This is a genomic window from Clostridium putrefaciens, from assembly GCF_900461105.1.
Taxonomy (GTDB): Bacteria; Bacillota; Clostridia; order Clostridiales; family Clostridiaceae; genus Clostridium_L; species Clostridium_L putrefaciens.
Genome location: NZ_UFWZ01000001.1, coordinates 2,739,220 through 2,758,088 on the forward strand (window position 1 = coordinate 2,739,220; position 18,869 = coordinate 2,758,088).

Sequence of the window (18,869 nt, forward strand, 5' to 3'; positions counted from 1 at the left end):
TATAGATTATAAAAATAGCTTCCCAAAGACATAACTTTGGGAAGCCTTATTATATTCTTTTAGAGTCTACATAGCTTACAGCACTTAAAGCTGCTATTAGACCTTCACCCGATGCCTTAATGTACTGATACGGTCTACCAATACAGTCTCCTGCTGCAAAGCACCCTTCTATATTAGTTTTCATAGTTCTATCCACTTTAATATGGCCTTCTTCCATAAGAAGCCCTGGCACTAATTGTGCTGGAGATATGCTATCCTTTAGAATAAATAAGCCATCAGTCTCTAACTGCCTAGAACTTAGGATAAGCTTCTCAACTCTATCTTTGCCTATTATATCCATTGGCTTATCTTGTACTATTTCTATGCCATCTCTTAACTCATAATTAGACTTATACATTGGTATATAATAAAGTTTAGATGCAAGTTCACTAACATAGTTAGCTTCCTCTTCTGCCTCCTTATTATATCCAATTACAGTAACTATCTTATTCCTATATAAAGGTGCATCGCAGGTAGCACAATATCCTACTCCTTTACCAAGAAACTCTTCTTCTCCCTTTAAAGGCTTTGTATATTCTATACCCGTTGCAACCACTACTGATTTCGCCTCGTAAATTGTTTCGTTTACCATAATAGAAAAATACTCACCCATAGCATATATATTATTAACCCTTTCATAGGTAATCTCTATATTCATTGCTTCTATATGTTCCTTAAACTTTTCTTTAAGTTCTAAACCGCTTATACCATGAAACCCCAAATAATTATTTATCTTTGGAGCCTTTATAAGTTTACTACTGAAATCTTCATATCCAAATATAATTATATTCTTATTTCTTATCTTTGCATTTATTGCAGCAGATAATCCCGCAGGTCCACTACCTATAATAGCTATATCATATCTTTGCATAATTACACCTCCTTAAATTAGAGGAAATTAAATGATTCTAATGTTCAGCTAAATATCCACTTCGAGTAATTACCCGATTTGCTTGAACCTTAGAATCACCTATATAAACATATTCCTATTTCATTGTTATACGTTTTAGCCATTGGATAAATATTACCCTTAACTAAAGCTGTGCAAACACCCTTATCTTTTAATTAAATGTATTTCTTAACTAATTGTTCTAATTCAGCTTTTGGTCTAAATCCTACCATAGTATCTACCACTTTACCATCCTTAAATACAAGTAGTGTTGGTATACTTGCTATATTAAAGTTTTGAGAACTTTGTGGGTTTTCATCTACATTTACCTTTGTAAATTTTGCTATAGTCATTTCATTAGATAATTCCTCTATTACTGGTGATAACATCTTGCAAGGACCGCACCATGATGCCCAAAAGTCCACCACTACAACTCCGCTTTGATTTTGAACCTCTTCTTTAAAATTTGAATCCATTATTTCTTTCATCATAATATTATACCTCCTAAAATTATACCCCTATCGGGTATGCCTTGTTTTATATTTTATTACATATAACAATAATAGTCAACTTTTATATATCCATCAACCCACAATATTTATCACTAAGATTAATTATACCCCTACTACTTCTCAAAGGTTCCTTTTGATAGCAATGTTCCCTGATTAAAAACTTCTTTTCCATTATAAAATACATTTGTTATATTTAACCTAGAATCTACCATAACTAAGTCTGCATCTTTTGATTTAATAACAGACCCTTTATTATTAAGCTTTAATATACTTGCTACATTTGAAGTTATAGTCCTTATAGCATCCTCTATTGGAACATTATCTTTTAAAATAGCATCTTTTACTTCTCTATAAAGAGATTTAACTGAACCTATTCCAAGTCCTATAAGTTGCCTTTTTTCATCAAATATAGGCAGACTCCCCTCACCATCCGAAGAAAATGTTATCTGATGTATGGATATACCCTCGTCTAATAATAATTTCAATCCCTTACTTGCTTTAACCTCATCCTTTTCTAAAAAGTCCGGATCAGAACTAGTTGTAAGATCTAAGTAGCCTCCCTTTTTACCAAAATTAATAGCTTCATTAAATAATTCAATGCTTCTATTTATATGAGTTGGTACAAATTGAGTTATAGGTATTTCAGTATCTTCTATTATCTTATTTAAGTAATCCATCTTTCTTTTACCGTCACCTAAATGTATGTGCACTATACCAGCTTTTCCTGAAAGTATTCCAGCAACTCTTGCATGAGAGCTAAGTCTTACAAACTCTTCATAGGTAGGTTGAGACGATCTGTGATCTGAAAGAGCAATTTCCCCGACACCGATAACCTTATCTATTAACATTATATCTTCTTTTATATTTCCTGTTATTGTTTTCACCGGCACTTCATAAGAACCTGTATAAAGATAAGTAGTAATACCTTCTTCCTGAAGCCCTTTAGCCTTAGCAAATAAAGCATTCATATTTCTACAAACCCCATCCGTTCCAAGGCATCCAACTACAGTTGTTATACCAGCTTCTATTAATTCAGATAATTGTATCTCTGGAGTCCTTGTTTTAAATCCTCCTTCTCCACCTCCACCTATCAAGTGAACATGTGCATCTATAAATCCTGGAAACAATAGTTTCCCCGTACCATCTATAACTTTAATATCCAAAAAGTCCTTTGGTACTTCTATGCAGTCTTTTACTTCCTCTATTTTCCCTCCTGCAATAGCTACATCTTTCTTCCCTAAATAATCCGGCGCATAAACTTCAACATTTTTTATTATAGTAATCATATTAAATCACACACCCTTTCTTAAACTTCAAATTACCTTTTTAATTTCTAATTATCTCTTTAACCTTTGAATTGTTATATATAGAATCTTTAAACTTAGCCTCTATCTTTTTAGCATACTCTTTCGATTTATTATTATCTATATCTTTATATATCATTGCCATATTGTATAACACTATGTCTTCATAGCCTTCCCCTTCACATGAATTTATATATTCATTGTAATATTTTACTGCTTCTTCTACATTATCCTCTTTCTCATATAAAGTAGCTAAATAATATATAATATGAGGATTTAAATAACTTTCTTTAGAATAATCATAAGCTTTTAAAAAGTTGTTTATAGCCTCTTTGTTATTTTCACCTAAATACGTAGATCCTAATTCATAAAAATAATTCCCACCCTTATCTATAAGCAATTCCTCTGCTTTTAAAAAGAGTTTCTTTTCATTTACAGTTAATTTTTTATTTTTCCATGTTTCTACAAAACTATAAACAGACTTAAAATCTTTATTATCTACGGATGCTTTAAACTCTTCATAAGGGAAGAAATTATCTCTAGCTACCTCTTTATCTTCTATGGTGTTATTTATATCTTCACCTTTATCTTTAGTGTTATCCATTTCTATATTTTTATCTATTTTTAACTTTCCATCCTCTTTACTGACAATCTTTTTAGCGTCTTTGTTTTTAGTTTCTTTTTGATTACTATAATTTGAATATACTTGTCCTATCTTCATCTTTCCAAAAGGATAAATGTAGGTTTTTATACTCAATGCTAACCCAAATGAAAAGATTGTAGAAAACATGAAGATTGCAACACTTTTATAAGGAATTATAGGCTTTAAAACTCCAAACACTTTAAGTGTTTTTTTATTTTCTAAGGCCACTTTATTTTTCTTATCTATTAATAAAACTTTATCTTCATACTCCCTAGCCTTATCATATTCACCTTTTTTTATATAGGTTAAAACTATAGCATTATATACATTTATGCTATTAAATGAACTTTGTTCACATACATTTAAAATATCCATAGCATTTGATAATTTCAATTCCTTCAAATACCTTATAGATTCTTTATATAAATATTCCTTTTCTTTATCATATTTAGAATCCTGCAAATACTTTTTAGCTATAGAATCATTGTTTAAATCTTTATTTACCTTCCAAAGAGAAGTAGATCCTTTAAGATCACCCTTTATATAAAGTAGTAAACCCTTAAGATTTATTATTGGGGCATTTTTCAAATCTTTAGATATTCCCTTTTCACAAAGCTTTAAAGCCTTATCTATGTTTCCATTTTGGTATAAATTCATTGCCTTTGAATATATTCTTTTTGAAGCATTATCCATATAGTTCTCCTTTTTTGTCTTTATAGTTATTGTTAATCTTTTCTTAATTCATTATAATTGCTATGTAAATGTTTTAAAACATCTTTTTAAAATAAACTAAAGTTTAGTTGTACTTTAACACTAATTATACCAAATATGCTAATTTCATTAATAAACTTTCATGATTATTAACATATAATAACAATAAAAAAACTACCTCTAATTTAAAAGGTAGCCATATGATTATTATACAACTAATTTATAATTGTTAAAACTTTAATATATTTGTAACCCATTAATATTCTCAATGTAGTATTATAATCTTATATTCTAATTTTGTGGTGGGGTTAGTATTTGCAGTATACTCCAGTTTTTATCTGTCTTTTGTTTGATTAAGACAAAATAATTGTAGTAAGTTGAACTTTTAAATTTTGTGTCTGCACTAGTATTTACTTCATAATCTGACATTACACCATAAATTTTAAAATCATATTTATTGTTTTTACCTAGTGATGCATCTGTTACATCTACTATTCTATTTATGTTTAATTTGTTTATGTCCTTAATATCTCCAATATAATTTTTATATTCCTGTTTGAAATTTTTTTCAAATAGATTTAAAGCTGCATCCTTATTTCCTACATTTATATTCTTTGAAAACTCATATAATAAGGTTACAGAACTTTCTTTAGACTTTGTTACTTCTTTGTAGTTTATGATTCTCTTTTCTTCATGATATTCTTGTTTTAAATCATCATTGAAGGAAATTGTTTTTAATTCTAAACCATCTTTGTTATTTTCCACACTAGTAACCTTTTCTTTATTAGCTGTTGGATTATAAACTAAACTAGTTTTCATAGTATCTAAATTTATTGAGTAGAGATTGCCCCCAGGGGATATCTCATGATTTTGTATGCCTACTATTACAAATATATTTTTATCATCTGCCCACTCTAAATACATTGGGTAATTCTTATCTTTTTCTTTACTTTCTAAAGATATCTTCCACGCCTCATTTTTAGCATTATCTCTTACTATTATACTTCCTCTTTTATCTTTTAAATAGTAACTTCCTTTTCCTTCAATACAAATAGAAGTTTCCATATTAAAAGAAGAAATCCAGGGCGTTGAATCCTGTGGCTTATAGTCATAATTTATAGTTTCCTTTGTAAATAAAGGTATACTTTCACTTTTATCATAAGTCTCATCTTCTAACCTTTTGGATATATACTTATATTCATTTTTGTTTATCTCTAATATAGAAGATTTTCTATCCTCTGATGAACTTATCTTTTCTTCCTTACTTAGATCCATATCTTTATTATCTAAGTTCTCACTTTTAAATTTCAAGTCCACATTCAAGTCTTCTTTAGTGTCTACTATTGCCATATTCAAATTTTCATCTTTGTTAAATATATCCCTATTTAAATAAGGTGCAGACATTAAAAATACAAAGGCAAAAACTGCCACTGTCATATATCTTTTAGTATTCCTAAAAAGGTGGAATTTTAATCTTTTAGGAATGCTTTTAGAATATCTACTTTTATCTATGGATGCAACTATGTCCCCTCTAAGATTAGTAAACATAGTTGTATTTACATATAATGCATCTTTTAATGTATTTTCTATTCCTATTTCTTTTTCATATATTTCCCTACAATTAGGGCATTTTTTTATATGTTTTTCCATAGAAATTTTCATATCATTTCGTAAGTTGTCTTCTATGTAATCATAAATCCTTTTTCTAAAAACATCACACTTCATATAAATACTACACCCCTTTTATATTTTCTCTTTTATCAATAAAAAAGGCTTTAAATTTGTCTCTACATTTATAGTATCTCCTTTTTACTGCTGACTCACTCATATTCATAATTTCAGAAATATCTAAAAAGGTTAAGCTTTCACTATATCTTAGAATTATTATTTGTCTATCTATATCTGAAAGTCCATTAATAAATTTTTCTATAACAACTTTTACTTCCTTAAATTCTAATATTTCCTCTGGTGAAGGGTCTTTTGAAGAAACACTTATAATATCTTCGATATTAGCTTCATAAACTCTTTTATATTTCCTTATATAATCTATACACTTATTCCTAGCTATTTGAAGAATCCAATTAGAAAATTTATATTGTGGATTATACATATATAACTTATTATAAATTGTTATAAAAACTTCTTGAGTTATATCTTCTGCTGCCTCTTTATCTTTTATCATCCCATATACAAATTTAATTATGTTTGATTGGTACTTATTTACTATTATATTAAAACTATCAATATTGCCTGCTAAAATTTCTTTTACAAGTTTTAAATCTTCATCCAAAAATAACACGCTCCTAATCCATGTAATAATGGATGCATCTATTCCTATTCATAATATATACGTAAGCTTTAAGGTGTAGTTACATCTAAATTTAATTATATCAAAAAATCACAGGTTAATCCTGTGATTTTGTTGAAAATTCATATTAATTTTGCTTATATATAAACTAATCTATATTATCTCAGTATAAAATATAATTAAAATATTCTTTTATAACTTAAATGTTTTTTATTCTTGATCTAATATTACTTTTTTAGCTCCTAATATTGAAGATGCACTCATAGAAAATTCATCTAAGCCATATTCTACTAATGTAGGTATAGCATCTATATCTCCTGCCATTTCTCCACACATTCCGCACCACTTACCTTCACCATGGGCTCCTTCTATAGTCATCTTTATTAGACTTAATACAGCTGGATGCATTGGCTCGTAAAGGTAAGATACCTTTTCACTCATTCTATCCGCTGCTAGAGTATATTGGATAAGATCATTTGTACCTATAGAGAAAAAATCAACATGTTTTGCAAGTTCCTTTGCACATACTGCTGCTGCCGGTATTTCTACCATAATACCCCACTCTATACTATCACTATATTTTATGTTTTCTGCTTTTAATTCCTTTTTGCATTCTTCCACTATATCTTTAGCCTTTAAAAATTCACTTAAAGAAGATATCATAGGAAACATTACCTTTAAGTTTCCAAATACAGAAGCTCTAAGTAATGCCCTTAGTTGTACTTTAAATATATCCACCCTATCAAGACATAATCTTATAGCTCTATATCCTAAGAAAGGATTCATTTCCTCTGGCAATGGAAGGTATGACAACTTTTTATCTCCTCCAATGTCTAAAGTCCTTATAACCACTGGTTTATTCTCCATTTTTTGCAGTACATATTTATAAGATTCAAATTGCTCCTCTTCTGTTGGCAATTTATCTTTATCCATATATAAAAATTCTGTTCTAAATAGACCAACTCCATCGGCTCCATTTTCTATAACCTTATTTACATCTTCTGGCTGTCCTATGTTTCCTGCTACATCTATTCTTTTACCAGACCTTGTAGATGTCTTAACTTCTATAAGGCTCTTTAATTCTTCTACTTCTTTTTTATACTCTTTAGCCTTTTCTTCATATATCTTAATGGTTTCTTTATCTGGATTTATTATTACATTTCCTTCTATACCATCAACTATTACAAAGTCCTTGTTTTTAACTAATGAAGTTATATCCTTCATACCAACAACAGCTGGAATCTCAAGAGTTCTTGCCATTATAGCACTATGAGAAGTTCTTCCTCCTATATTAGTTAAAAATGCAATTACCTTTTCTTTGTCTAATTGTGCTGTGTCTGATGGTGTTAAATCTTCTGCTACTAATACAGTGTTTTCTTCTTGAATTTCAAGACTTTTAACTTTTCCTAAAAGATTCAACACTATTCTATTAGAAACATCTTTTATATCCGCAGCTCTCTCTTTCATGTATTCATCTTCCATGGCTTCGAATATACTTAAAAATGTTCCAGACACTGAACTTACAGCTTTTTCTGCATTAGTTTTATTATCTTCAATTTCTAATTTAATAGCTCCTACAAATTCAGGGTCTTCTAAAAGCATAATGTGACTTTCAAAAACAGCTGCCTTTTCTTCTCCCATATTTTCAAAAGCTTTTTGTTTAACTTCTTCTATTTGAGTTCTAGATATGTCTAAAGCTTTTACTAATCTTTCTATTTCTTCTTTAGTATCTTTTACCTTATCGTTAGTTATTATTATCTCTTCATTTTCTTTTATTGATACATATCCAATAGCGTATCCTTTTGAAGCTGCTATACCTTTTTTCATAATCATTCCTGACTTAAATAATTAAAGTCAGGATTTTCACCTACCTTTCATTTGTATAAGTTATGTAAATAATAATATTATTTTTATTTTAGAAATACCAATTTCATTAAATTATGCTACATTTCTATTTCTTTAACTTTTGTTATAAATTCTTCTTATAATATACAAAGCAATATCCATGCCAAGTGTTCTATTAAATTAATATCTTTATAATTTTAAAAGTAGTTTAAAATAAACTTCCAATATTGAACCAACCTTATTTATACCATTTATATTACCTAACATATCTAAGCTTACCTGCTGAAAGCATATACCCATTACTATGACTCTTTTTTTACTAAATATATTTATATTAAATAAAATAGTCTTATTAAATCTTTTGCTTTTATTTTTATATTGTCCATATAAACATTTATTATAGTAAGAATCTCTAATTATATGCCTCATGTATCACAATAAGTTGATATATTTTATCAACTCTTGTTTATTAATAATATTTTACCCTAAATCAATCTTATATAAGTGTGGAAAAACATGTATCTGTGATATTTCTTGACATTCTTTAATTTCTAAACCTTTACATCTGTGTTTTTGTAAGATATTTCTATTTATATAGATTTATATTTATCTATGTAGTATGATGATGTTGATAAAAAGTATCAAGTACTTAAAATCATTGATACTTTTTATCAGCAATTTATTTATATTAATACTATTTTAGGAGGTTAAAGATGTTTTCAAAAGATATTGTGATAAAAATCCATAACGGCCTTCATACTAGAGTGGCTGCTATGCTAATAAATAAATGTGATGAACTTATTTTAAAACATTTAAGCAAAATTTATATAAGCACTAACTATGCAACGGATCCAATTGCTATAAGCATGCTTGCTCTTTTGTCTTTAAAAGTTAGAGAAGGTGAAACTATAACCATTTCTTCTGAAAATAAACAAGCTATTGATGAACTTAGTACTTTCATAACTAATATCCTCCCAGGAACTTCCCCACATATGAAGGCCATCGATGCAATTTTAGATGAAACTAATATAGCTAATGAACAAATAATAGAAAACATACCAATAGGTATAATAGTTATAGATATAAACTCCAATATAACAACTATAAATGATTATGCTTTAAAGATTATAGATAAGAATTCTAAAGATGTCTTAGGTAAAGATGTGAAAGATATAATACCAAACTCTGATCTTCCTAATATTATTATATCAAAGATTAAACATTTAGGTAAAATCCAGCACATAAATAACCATATAACTATGGTTAATAGAAGTCCTATATTTTCTAATAATAAAGTAATTGGTGCTATAGGGGTCTTTCAAGACATTTCAGAAATTGCTAGCATGAAAGAAGTTAATGAAAGATTTAAAAAGATTTTAGCATCTTCTCATGATATGATTTGTTTTGTAGATGAGTATGGTTACATAAGCTATGTAAATCCAGCTTACGAGAAAAGTTATAACTTAAACAGTAATTCTATTTTGGGTAAAAACATTAAAGATATCTCGCCTAAAGGTATTAGGATGAAAGTACTTAATACAAAAGAAAAAATAGAAGATATAATATATAAAAAAGAAGGCATTAACCTAATATCTACAGTAGAGCCTATATTTATTGATGGTGAATTTAAAGGCATCATCTCTACATCTAAAAGAGTAGAGGATATAAAGGACTTGATGAATAAGCTTAAACAATCCCAAAAAGAATTAGATTATTATAAAGAAGAACTAATACGTCATACTAGCTTAAAATCTACATTTAATGACATAATAGGCTATAATAGAAACTTCACAAAAGTTCTAGATGTTTGTGAAAAAGCTTCCCAGGGAATTTCTACTGTACTTATTACCGGTGAAAGTGGCACAGGAAAAGAGCTTATAGCTAAAGCAATACATAATAATAGTAAACGGAAGGATAAACCCTTTGTTAAAGTTAACTGTGCTGCTATTCCTGAAAACTTATTAGAAAGCGAACTTTTTGGTTATGAAAAAGGGGCCTTTACAGGTGCTATTAAAAATAAGCCTGGTAAGTTTGCCATTGCAGATGGTGGAACTATATTTTTAGATGAAATAGGGGATATGTTATTATCTATGCAAGCAAAGCTATTAAGAGTTCTTCAAGAAATGGAAATTGAAAGTCTTGGTGGTACTTCACCACAAAAGATTGATGTTAGAGTTATAGCTGCAACTAATAAGGATCTATCTACTATGATAAAAGATAAAACCTTTAGAGAAGATTTATTTTATAGGCTTAATGTTATTCCAATTACATTACCTCCTCTTAGGGAAAGGAAGGAAGATATAGAACTTTTAGTAGAACACTTTATTATAAAACTCAATAAAAAATTAGATAAAAATATTATTGAAGTAAGCAAAAAAGGTCTTTCTTTGCTTCAAGAGTATCACTGGCCTGGCAATATTCGCGAACTTGAAAATATAATTGAAAGAGCTATAAACCTTTGCGAAGGAGTTATAATTACACAAGAAGACTTCCCTATATATATTCAAAAAGACATGGAAAAAGAAACCGACTTAATTAATACTCCAAATGGAGAAATCTTAAACTTTCAGGAATATGAAAAAGAAATAATAAAACTTGCTATGGAAAAATATAAAAGTTTTAATAGAGCAGGAAAAGCCCTCGGACTTACCCACAGAACCGTATCTTTAAAGTGCAAAAAATATGATATTTCTGTGGATTAATTTTTAATTTACATTTTTCATAAATTAATTCTTCTATTTTAAAAGGTTATTTTTACGTTACTTAAAGTTACTTAACTTATACTTTAAGTACACTTTAAATTACGATAATGTAACTTCTTATGCTTTAGAAATTCTTTAAATTATAAGGACTGAACTTATGCTTAAAGATTACTTTAAATATAAGCCCAGTCCTTTGAAATTTTAAAAGTTAATTAAATCATTAAATTCTTTGTACTTTCTAACATTATTAAAATCTGTTTCTTCCTTTGCTGCCTCTTTTACTTTAGGATCTAATTCTATTGCCTTTTTCATAGATTTCAAAGTATTTTCTAAATCTCCATACCTACCATATATACTAGCCTTTCCATAATAACTCCGTACATAGCCTTCAACCTCTAAAGCCTCATCATATAATTTTAAAGATTCTTCATACTTACCAAATAGTTCATAAATTAAAGCTTTATTAAATCTTGAGTAGCCAAAGTCTGGATTTATCTCTAAAGACTTATCTATATATTCCACACCTTTTTCAAAGTTACCTTTGTATCCTGTAGCTATACCTTTTATGTTATAGGCTTTATAATTATTTTCATCTAAATCTATAATTTCATCACACTTTTTTATGGCTTCATCATATTTTCCATCATAAAACTTAGCCAAGGCTTCTTCATTTTTGCTATCTAATTCTTTGTTTTTCTCATTAGTTGCAATAATTTTAGCATTTTCATCTTTCTTTTCTTTTAAAATAATCTCTTGCTCTTCTTCTATTTTCTCTAACTTAATCCCTTCTTCATACCTTGTATAAGATATTACAAACACAGCTAAAAAAGTTAATACTGTAAATAGCCTAATCTTTATTTTTACATCTTTATTCATATGCATCTTTTATCCCTTCTAATTCATTGATAAAAAACTTCTTTTTTATTTCTTCTAAAAATATTGTAACGGCTAAAATATCTGCACTTCCACCAGGACTAATTTTTCTTTTAATAAAGTCTTCTTCTAAAGACATTATTTCTTTTATTCCTTCTTTATTGCACATTCCTCCAAGATCTAATATATACTTTGATCTTTTCTTTACTTCATTTAGTGTATCTATTGAATGTCTATATAGTATAGTTGTATCATCACAATATTGCATTATTCCAATAAGTGTATTTACTATTCTATCTTTATGTACTAATAACTTATTTTCTTCATAAAAGGGAAGTGAATAATTGAAAACTAATGGAAGGCCTTTTTCAACTTCCTTACGAACTCCCTTTATTCCATATTTTAAATATAACTTTTCACCATGAGATAAATCTTTTTTCAAGTTAATATCTTTAAAATCTTTCTTTGTAATTCCTTTTGTCATAGCTTTCATATTATCTTGAATTGATTTAAAATCTTGATTTTCATAAAGAGTTTTAGATACTGCTGCTACTGTTATTCCCATAACAAATAACATACCCTTATGAGTGTTTATTCCTGAAGTTTTTAAAAACATTTCCTTTTCTGCATCTAGACCTATGTTTCTTATATTTTTAAATATTTCCTCATAGCTTTTATTAGAATAACCTTCTTTCGAAAAAAGTAGCATAAACCTTATAAGCACCGTTGTACTGTCTATGAATTTATAATAATCCATATCACTATGTGACCCTGAATTAATTGGTGATACAAGCCCTGGTTTAGGGTAGGTTAAAACCTCATATAGCATAGCTTGAACTGCAAGTTCTCCTACAGCAAAGCATATTAGATCAATTTCAATTTCATCTTTATCTTTCATTTACAGCCCCCCTTAAACCATTCATAACTTTTCTCTATGTAATCTACAACTTCTTTAAATTCATGATTTTTAGCTCTTACGCAAATCATAGCACTTTCATCACATATAAAGCACTTTCTTGGAGGTTTTCCTAAACTCATCCTAGATATGCTCCTTTTATCATCACTAGAATATACATCTATATCGACACATCTACCTAATGGATGATTGTCTTCAATTTCAACACACATCTTTTTAACCTCTAAAGATTGTTTGTCTAAAATCATAGTAATATTAGGTCCCTCTGCTGATACTGTAATAAGCTTAAATACATTTACACTACCAAACATAGCATCTAAAAGTTTATCCATAACTATAATTATTGCTCGTGATATACTATTATCTTTTTTTACTCCTGGATAGTTTATCCTTATAAAGACCAATGTTTTACCTAACCTGTCCAAAAGTTCTTCTTGGAATCTTACCCTTTTTTCCCTATCTACTAAAATATCTTCTTTAGTGTAATTCATATATTTTTTTCAAAGACTTAACTTATGTTATATCTTCAACTATCTCCTTTCCAATTTTAGTTTGTAAAAATTCTAAAGTAACCTTTGGAAGAAAGGTTTCTAGCTTATTAATATCCTTATGTTTTATTAATGTTCTAACTTTAGAGGCACTTATTACTTCACCCTGTATAGACTTTCTAGGTATTATAGTTAAATCAATATTAAACCTTTTTAATTGTTTAATTAAGGAATCATTATAGGTTCTTGTTACATTACAATAGGGCTCTTCTCCTACAAATCTTCTATCAATATTTAACTCCTTACAAAAATACTTTGCAAAGATTCCTGCATCTATATCCGTATATGTTTTTAATATATCATCTTCCTCTTTTAAGAAATATGTAGGAAATGTAGCTAAAGATATAATATACTCCCCACCCCTTATTACCTTAACATTTTCCAAATCAAAGGTTCCTTCTTTAACCATATTATATCTGCTTTCAAAGGGAAAAACCGACTTATCCTCTTCCACTATAAATACCAAAACCTCGTTTGAAACCTTTGAAGCCTCTTCAATTAAGTATCGGTGACCTTTGGTGAAAGGATTGCAATTCATAACCAAAGCAGATCTTGATTTAGTAATATCTATATTATGATTTTTAATAAGCTTTTTAATATGATCATGAATATCATATATGCCATTTTCAAGTAATGCTGCCTTTTTTGCTTTATATAAAGGTTTAAATCCTAAAGATGAGAATATATCTATATTTTGAGGTTTTGTAAATATAAAGCTATGATATATTTCTTCATAAAATAACCTATCTAAAAGTGAGCTTACGAGCATTGAGGTGATTCCTTCACCTTGTAACTTCTCATTTATAGCAAACCCTTTTAAGATGTTTTTACTCTTAGATGCTGTAGCTACTATATCATCTTTCTCCCTTAAAACTACTGTATAATCTATACCTTTTTCATAATTTAAGTTAAAAGTATTTAGAAATGTCTTCACTTCATTTCTTTCTTCTTCATTATTAATATCTATAATTTCTATTTGCAATTCATCCATTTGAATCACCTATTCCTATTTTAAAATAATTTAAGTTATAAATTTGTAAAAAAGAAATTTAATAAATATAACTATTTATTTTATAGTTTAAGCTCTTTTAGTTTAGGTAATATACCCTTTTTAGTTTTAGAAGGAGACTTATCTCCATCTAAAACTTACTTTTATATCTATCCTTTAGCCTTTTCTTTAGCTTTTTATTTAGCTTTTTCTAATAACATCTATTACTGTTCCATCTCTATACTCAACTACTGCTACTATATCTTCTTTTAACTCTATATCTTTTGGCTTTCCTGTTAGATCTTCACATATATCTTTTAGGTTTTCTATAGTCATTATAGGAAGATTTGTTCCTTTTAACTTTTCTATTAAATCCTGTCTTCTTGGGTTTATTGCTATACCTCTTTCTGTTACTAACACGTCTATTGTTTCTCCTGGAGTATTAACCGTTGTAATCTTATCCCTAATTAAAGGTAATCTTGCCTTCATAAGATTAGAGACTATTATTGTAAGTTTAGCTCCTGCCGCTGTATCACTGTGCCCCCCAGATCCTCCCATTATAGTTCCATCTGATGCGGTTGTAACATTTACATTGAAATTTGTATCTATTTCTGTAGCTCCTAAAATAACAATATCTAGCTTATTTACTACGGATCCTTTATTGTGTGGATTTCCATACATAGATGCTGACATTCTTTGATGTTTATGGCTTGTAGAATAGGATTCAACTGCCTTTAAATCAAAACACTGTACATCAAATAAGTATTGAAATAGCCCTTCTCTAAACATATCTACAATATATCCTGTTATTCCACCTGAAGCAAAGCTACCTTTTATATTATCTCTTATCATTATATCCTTTAATTCCTGTGCTACAGCAAGTGATATACCTCCAGCACCTGTTTGAAATGACATTCCATCCTTAACTAATCCTGAAGCTTCCATAACTCCTGAAGCCATTTTAGCTATTTTAAGTCCTACAGGATCTTTAGTTATCTTTGTTGTTCCTGAAACTATACCTTCAGGATCACCTATAGAATCTACAACTACAACATAATCTACATAAATTTGACTTATTTCAATAGGACAGTTTGGATAAGGAACTATAGTGTCTGTAATAGCTATTACCCTATCTGCGTACTCTGCATCTGCTATAGCATAACCTAAAGCTCCACAAGCAGCTTTTCCATTTAGTCCATTTATGTTTCCATAATCATCAGAGGTTGGTGCTGCAATAAATGCCACATCTATTTTTACGTCACCACTTTCAATAGCTCTTCCTCTACCTCCATGGGTTTGCATTATAGCTGGCTTTTTTAAACTACCTTCTGAAATACATTTAGCCACAGGCCCCGATATATAACTTGCTATTATCTTTGTTACTATACCTTCTTTTATATATTCTACTAGTGGTGCATGTACTGGAAATATAGCACTCGCAGCCACAGTTAAATCTTTTATTCCTCTTTTAGCTATTCTTTCTAAAACCATATTAAACACTTTATCACCATTTCTCAAATGATGATGAAAGGATATAGTCATACCATCTTTTATATCTACCTTGTCTAAAGCTTCATCTATAGACTCTAAAATCTTTTTATCCTCTGGTCCTATAGAACTTTCTTTAACGGAGGTTTTTCTTTTCACCACTAAGTTTTGGTACGCTCCACTAAATGGAACCACACTTCCATAACCTTCTATATATTCTGGAATATCTCTTTCTATATAGTTATTCATAAGTCTATCCCACCTTTTTTGATTGTTATATCACTTTTAAATTATATAAGATTTAAATTATATAAGATTTAATAATTTAGCTAGGTCTACAGTTTTTGTTGCTCTATTTATTATAGGCGCATCTATCATCTTTCCATCTAAAGAAAATACACCTTTCCCTTCTTTTTCGGCTTGCTCCATTGCCTTAAGTACTCTTAATGCGTGATTTATCTCTTCTTTTGTAGGTGCAAAAATACTATGGATACTGTCTATTTGTCTTGGGTTTATTGCAGACTTTCCAGTAAGTCCAAGGCTTTTTGCTTTAAATGTATCTTTCTCTAATCCTTCAAAGTCATTAGTATCTGTAAAAGGGGTATCTATAGAATCTATTTTAAAGGCTCTACATACTGTAGCTACCCTATTTCTCGCATAGAATATTTCTTCCCCTTCTTTTGTTCTCTTTATACCTAAATCAGAGGTGAAGTCTTCTCCACCTAATAAAATAGCAACTACTCTATTTGAAGCGTTTATTACATTATATACAGTTTCAAGTCCAAAGGCTGTTTCTATAAGTGGTATTATCTTTATAGAACCTTTTTCAAACCCTTCTTCTTCTTCTATTTTGTTTAACATTTCATGAGCTTCTCTTATTTCATTTTCATCAGCCTTTGGTACCATTATGCTGTCAGGCTTAGTTCTTGCTATAACCTCTAGATCTAAATGACCAAACTTTGTATCTAGTGGGTTAATTCTAACTACCACCTCTACAGATGAGTAATCCACATTTTTTATAGCTTCTCTAACCAATATTCTAGCACTATCTTTTTCTGTTATACTTACTGCATCTTCTAAGTCTAAAATTATAGAATCTGCACCTAGTATAGCTGCATTTTGAAGCATCCCTGGATTATTTCCAGGCATAAAAAGCATAGTTCTTCTTAATTTTTTCATCTCAAATACACCTCACAATATTGTTTCTTATACTTATTTTACTATGATTCCATAGCTCTTTTTATTGCTGTCTCTACTCTTGCCCTTATTGTGTAATCTAATGCACCTTTGTCCTGTGCCTTTAAGCTTACTGATTCAACCTTTAAATCTTTTAGTGTTTCTTCTATAACTTTTAATATTTGCTCTCCAAATTGTTTCATTACTATACTTTCTAACTTAATATCTACAGTATTATCTTCATTTGGAGATACCATTATAAATACATCATTAGATTCTAAAGTTCCTGCCTTTGCCACCTTAGAAATTTTCATAAAAATCACTCCTCTTATAAAAAAGGTTCATTAATTATAATTAAATATAATATTTACCTTAGTATTACTTTATACTATCTAAATAAGCTTGTTGCCCTATCTTATATAGGTTGTTACCTTCACTATCTATAACTACCACTACAGGTAAATCCTTCACTGTGAGCTTTCTTATAGCCTCTGCACCTAAGTCCTCGTAGGCAACCATTTCAGCTTCCTCTACAGATTTTCCTATTAGGGCAGCCGCTCCTCCTATAGCTGCAAAGTAAACTGCATTATTTTTTATTAATGAATCTATTACTTCTTTATTTCTAAGTCCCTTACCTATCATACCTTTAAGCCCTTTATCTAAAAGTCTTGGGGCATAAGGATCCATCCTATAGCTAGTAGTAGGGCCTGCTGATCCTAGTGCCATTCCCGGCTTTGCAGGACTTGGTCCTACATAGTATATTATTGCATCTTTTAAGTCTAATGGAAGTTCTTTTCCTTCATCTAAAAGATCTACTAATCTTTTATGAGCCGCATCTCTAGCTGTATATATAGTTCCACTTATAAGGACACTGTCTCCAGCCTTAAGACCTTTAACCTTTTCTTTTGTAAGCGGGGTTGTTATCTTCTTTTCCATACTTATTTCCTCCTATAATTCTATTTCAGCATGTCTTGTAGCATGACAATTTATATTAACAGCTACGGGAAGCCCTGCTATATGAGTTGCATAAGTTTCAATATTTACAGCTAAAGCTGTACTTCTTCCTCCAAAGCCTTGAGGTCCTATACCTAAATCATTTATACTTTCCATTAATTCTCTTTCTAAATCTGCATAATAAGGATTTGAATTTCTTTCTGATGTAAGTCTAATCAATGCCTTCTTAGCTAAATTAGCTGACTTATCAAAAGTACCACCTATACCTATACCTACTATTATAGGTGGACATGGATTAGGTCCTGCCTCTTTAACTACCTTTATTACAAAATCTTTAACTCCTTGTACTCCATCTGCAGGTCTTAACATCTTTAATTGACTCATATTTTCTGACCCAAATCCCTTAGGAGCCACAGTTATCTTAAGCTTATCTCCTGGAACTATATTATAATATAAGACTCCTGGGGTATTATCCTTTGTATTTACTCTGTTTAGAGGATCACTAACCACAGACTTTCTTAAATATCCTTCTGCATACCCTTGCCTTATACCTTCGTTAATAGCCTCCTCTAGGTCTCCTCCAACTACATGAACATCTTGACCCATATCTACAAATACACAAGTCATTCCTGTATCTTGACACATGGGCATTCTTTGATTTTTAGCTATATCTGCATTTATTAATATTTTATCTAAAATATCTTTTGCAATAGCCCAGGTTTCTTTCTCATAAGCTTCTTTTAATCTATTTCTAACATCCTCTGATAAATAATAGTTAGAATCTATGCATAGGTTTCTTACTGCATTAGTTATATCCGACACATGAATTTCTTTCATATTAAACACTCCTTTAAATATCCTTATACAAGTTTATACCTTACTTATAACAACTAATTTTTATATATTCTTTTTAATTTATCTTATACTTGTATTATACCCTTTAAGTTGCCTTAAATATTGAAAATACATTGAA

The 18,869-nt window shown here is 29.3% G+C and carries 17 protein-coding genes; 1 reads left to right on the plus strand and 16 read right to left on the minus strand.

Features of this window, described 5'->3' with window-relative positions; translation table 11 throughout:
• Nucleotides 1–49: 49 nt before the first annotated feature.
• From DY168_RS12510 to ptsP, 7 genes are all read right to left on the minus strand, one after another.
• The gene (locus DY168_RS12510; RefSeq protein ID WP_423237235.1) at nt 50–910 is read right to left on the minus strand and encodes an NAD(P)/FAD-dependent oxidoreductase; all 861 of its coding nucleotides are present in this window, start codon (nt 908–910) and stop codon (nt 50–52) included.
• 194 nt (nt 911–1,104) lie between these two features.
• Nucleotides 1,105–1,419 carry a thioredoxin gene (gene trxA, locus DY168_RS12515; protein WP_115642046.1) on the minus strand — a complete coding sequence of 105 codons (315 nt, stop codon included), beginning with the start codon at nt 1,417–1,419 and terminating at the stop codon, nt 1,105–1,107.
• A 134-nt stretch (nt 1,420–1,553) separates the two neighbouring features.
• Nucleotides 1,554–2,726 (minus strand): beta-aspartyl-peptidase, encoded by a 1,173-nt coding sequence (gene iadA / locus DY168_RS12520; protein WP_115642047.1) that lies wholly within the window; start codon nt 2,724–2,726, stop codon nt 1,554–1,556.
• 40 nt (nt 2,727–2,766) lie between these two features.
• On the minus strand, nt 2,767–4,080 hold the full coding sequence (locus DY168_RS12525; RefSeq protein WP_115642048.1) for a tetratricopeptide repeat protein: 1,314 nt from the start codon (nt 4,078–4,080) through the stop codon (nt 2,767–2,769).
• A 309-nt stretch (nt 4,081–4,389) separates the two neighbouring features.
• Nucleotides 4,390–5,823 carry a DUF4652 domain-containing protein gene (locus DY168_RS12530; RefSeq protein ID WP_115642049.1) on the minus strand — a complete coding sequence of 478 codons (1,434 nt, stop codon included), beginning with the start codon at nt 5,821–5,823 and terminating at the stop codon, nt 4,390–4,392.
• A 7-nt stretch (nt 5,824–5,830) separates the two neighbouring features.
• Entirely contained in the window at nt 5,831–6,388 is a 558-nt protein-coding gene (locus DY168_RS12535; protein WP_172556358.1) for an RNA polymerase sigma factor, read from the minus strand.
• Nucleotides 6,389–6,616: 228 nt separating this feature from the next.
• Nucleotides 6,617–8,233 carry a phosphoenolpyruvate--protein phosphotransferase gene (gene ptsP, locus DY168_RS12540; protein ID WP_115642051.1) on the minus strand — a complete coding sequence of 539 codons (1,617 nt, stop codon included), beginning with the start codon at nt 8,231–8,233 and terminating at the stop codon, nt 6,617–6,619.
• Between the two features lie 731 nt (nt 8,234–8,964).
• Between ptsP and DY168_RS12550 the strand changes: the two genes are divergently transcribed.
• Nucleotides 8,965–10,953, plus strand: coding sequence for a sigma 54-interacting transcriptional regulator (locus DY168_RS12550; protein ID WP_115642053.1), 1,989 nt, complete (start codon nt 8,965–8,967; stop codon nt 10,951–10,953).
• 201 nt (nt 10,954–11,154) lie between these two features.
• Here DY168_RS12550 and DY168_RS12555 read toward each other — a convergent pair whose 3' ends face one another.
• The 9 genes from DY168_RS12555 to DY168_RS12595 all read right to left on the minus strand — a co-directional run bounded on the left by DY168_RS12555 (nt 11,155) and on the right by DY168_RS12595 (nt 18,733).
• Nucleotides 11,155–11,835: a tetratricopeptide repeat protein gene (locus DY168_RS12555; protein WP_115642054.1), complete on the minus strand. Its 681-nt coding sequence runs from the start codon at nt 11,833–11,835 to the stop codon at nt 11,155–11,157.
• Nucleotides 11,822–12,724: a triphosphoribosyl-dephospho-CoA synthase CitG gene (gene citG, locus DY168_RS12560; RefSeq protein WP_115642055.1), complete on the minus strand. Its 903-nt coding sequence runs from the start codon at nt 12,722–12,724 to the stop codon at nt 11,822–11,824. Before citG ends, DY168_RS12555 begins: the two co-directional genes overlap by 14 nt.
• On the minus strand, nt 12,721–13,233 hold the full coding sequence (citX, locus tag DY168_RS12565; RefSeq protein ID WP_115642056.1) for a citrate lyase holo-[acyl-carrier protein] synthase: 513 nt from the start codon (nt 13,231–13,233) through the stop codon (nt 12,721–12,723). Before citX ends, citG begins: the two co-directional genes overlap by 4 nt.
• Nucleotides 13,234–13,255: 22 nt before the next feature.
• Nucleotides 13,256–14,281, minus strand: a complete 1,026-nt coding sequence (citC, locus tag DY168_RS12570) for a [citrate (pro-3S)-lyase] ligase (RefSeq protein ID WP_115642057.1) — start codon at nt 14,279–14,281, stop codon at nt 13,256–13,258.
• Nucleotides 14,282–14,479: 198 nt separating this feature from the next.
• The gene (gene citF / locus DY168_RS12575) at nt 14,480–16,015 is read right to left on the minus strand and encodes a citrate lyase subunit alpha (protein WP_115642058.1); all 1,536 of its coding nucleotides are present in this window, start codon (nt 16,013–16,015) and stop codon (nt 14,480–14,482) included.
• A 57-nt stretch (nt 16,016–16,072) separates the two neighbouring features.
• Complete coding sequence (locus DY168_RS12580; protein ID WP_115642059.1) at nt 16,073–16,945, minus strand: HpcH/HpaI aldolase/citrate lyase family protein; 873 nt, start codon at nt 16,943–16,945, stop codon at nt 16,073–16,075.
• Nucleotides 16,946–16,986: 41 nt separating this feature from the next.
• Entirely contained in the window at nt 16,987–17,256 is a 270-nt protein-coding gene (citD, locus tag DY168_RS12585) for a citrate lyase acyl carrier protein (protein ID WP_115642060.1), read from the minus strand.
• A 64-nt stretch (nt 17,257–17,320) separates the two neighbouring features.
• The gene (locus DY168_RS12590; RefSeq protein WP_115642061.1) at nt 17,321–17,878 is read right to left on the minus strand and encodes a Fe-S-containing hydro-lyase; all 558 of its coding nucleotides are present in this window, start codon (nt 17,876–17,878) and stop codon (nt 17,321–17,323) included.
• 12 nt (nt 17,879–17,890) lie between these two features.
• Complete coding sequence (locus tag DY168_RS12595) at nt 17,891–18,733, minus strand: fumarate hydratase (RefSeq protein ID WP_115642062.1); 843 nt, start codon at nt 18,731–18,733, stop codon at nt 17,891–17,893.
• Nucleotides 18,734–18,869 lie beyond the last annotated feature (136 nt).

What these genes read in the sequence shown, in the direction of transcription:
- DY168_RS12510 (WP_423237235.1), bottom strand. Translation starts at nt 910, where the DNA reads ATGCAAAGATATGATATAGCTATTATAGGTAGTGGACCTGCGGGATTA.
- DY168_RS12595 (WP_115642062.1), bottom strand. Translation starts at nt 18,733, where the DNA reads ATGAAAGAAATTCATGTGTCGGATATAACTAATGCAGTAAGAAACCTA.
- citX (WP_115642056.1), bottom strand. Translation starts at nt 13,233, where the DNA reads ATGAATTACACTAAAGAAGATATTTTAGTAGATAGGGAAAAAAGGGTA.
- ptsP (WP_115642051.1), bottom strand. Translation starts at nt 8,233, where the DNA reads ATGAAAAAAGGTATAGCAGCTTCAAAAGGATACGCTATTGGATATGTA.
- iadA (WP_115642047.1), bottom strand. Translation starts at nt 2,726, where the DNA reads ATGATTACTATAATAAAAAATGTTGAAGTTTATGCGCCGGATTATTTA.
- citG (WP_115642055.1), bottom strand. Translation starts at nt 12,724, where the DNA reads ATGAAAGATAAAGATGAAATTGAAATTGATCTAATATGCTTTGCTGTA.
- citF (WP_115642058.1), bottom strand. Translation starts at nt 16,015, where the DNA reads ATGAATAACTATATAGAAAGAGATATTCCAGAATATATAGAAGGTTAT.
- trxA (WP_115642046.1), bottom strand. Translation starts at nt 1,419, where the DNA reads ATGATGAAAGAAATAATGGATTCAAATTTTAAAGAAGAGGTTCAAAAT.
- DY168_RS12580 (WP_115642059.1), bottom strand. Translation starts at nt 16,945, where the DNA reads ATGAAAAAATTAAGAAGAACTATGCTTTTTATGCCTGGAAATAATCCA.
- citD (WP_115642060.1), bottom strand. Translation starts at nt 17,256, where the DNA reads ATGAAAATTTCTAAGGTGGCAAAGGCAGGAACTTTAGAATCTAATGAT.
- DY168_RS12555 (WP_115642054.1), bottom strand. Translation starts at nt 11,835, where the DNA reads ATGCATATGAATAAAGATGTAAAAATAAAGATTAGGCTATTTACAGTA.
- citC (WP_115642057.1), bottom strand. Translation starts at nt 14,281, where the DNA reads ATGGATGAATTGCAAATAGAAATTATAGATATTAATAATGAAGAAGAA.
- DY168_RS12590 (WP_115642061.1), bottom strand. Translation starts at nt 17,878, where the DNA reads ATGGAAAAGAAGATAACAACCCCGCTTACAAAAGAAAAGGTTAAAGGT.
- DY168_RS12550 (WP_115642053.1), top strand. Translation starts at nt 8,965, where the DNA reads ATGTTTTCAAAAGATATTGTGATAAAAATCCATAACGGCCTTCATACT.
- DY168_RS12525 (WP_115642048.1), bottom strand. Translation starts at nt 4,080, where the DNA reads ATGGATAATGCTTCAAAAAGAATATATTCAAAGGCAATGAATTTATAC.
- DY168_RS12530 (WP_115642049.1), bottom strand. Translation starts at nt 5,823, where the DNA reads ATGAAGTGTGATGTTTTTAGAAAAAGGATTTATGATTACATAGAAGAC.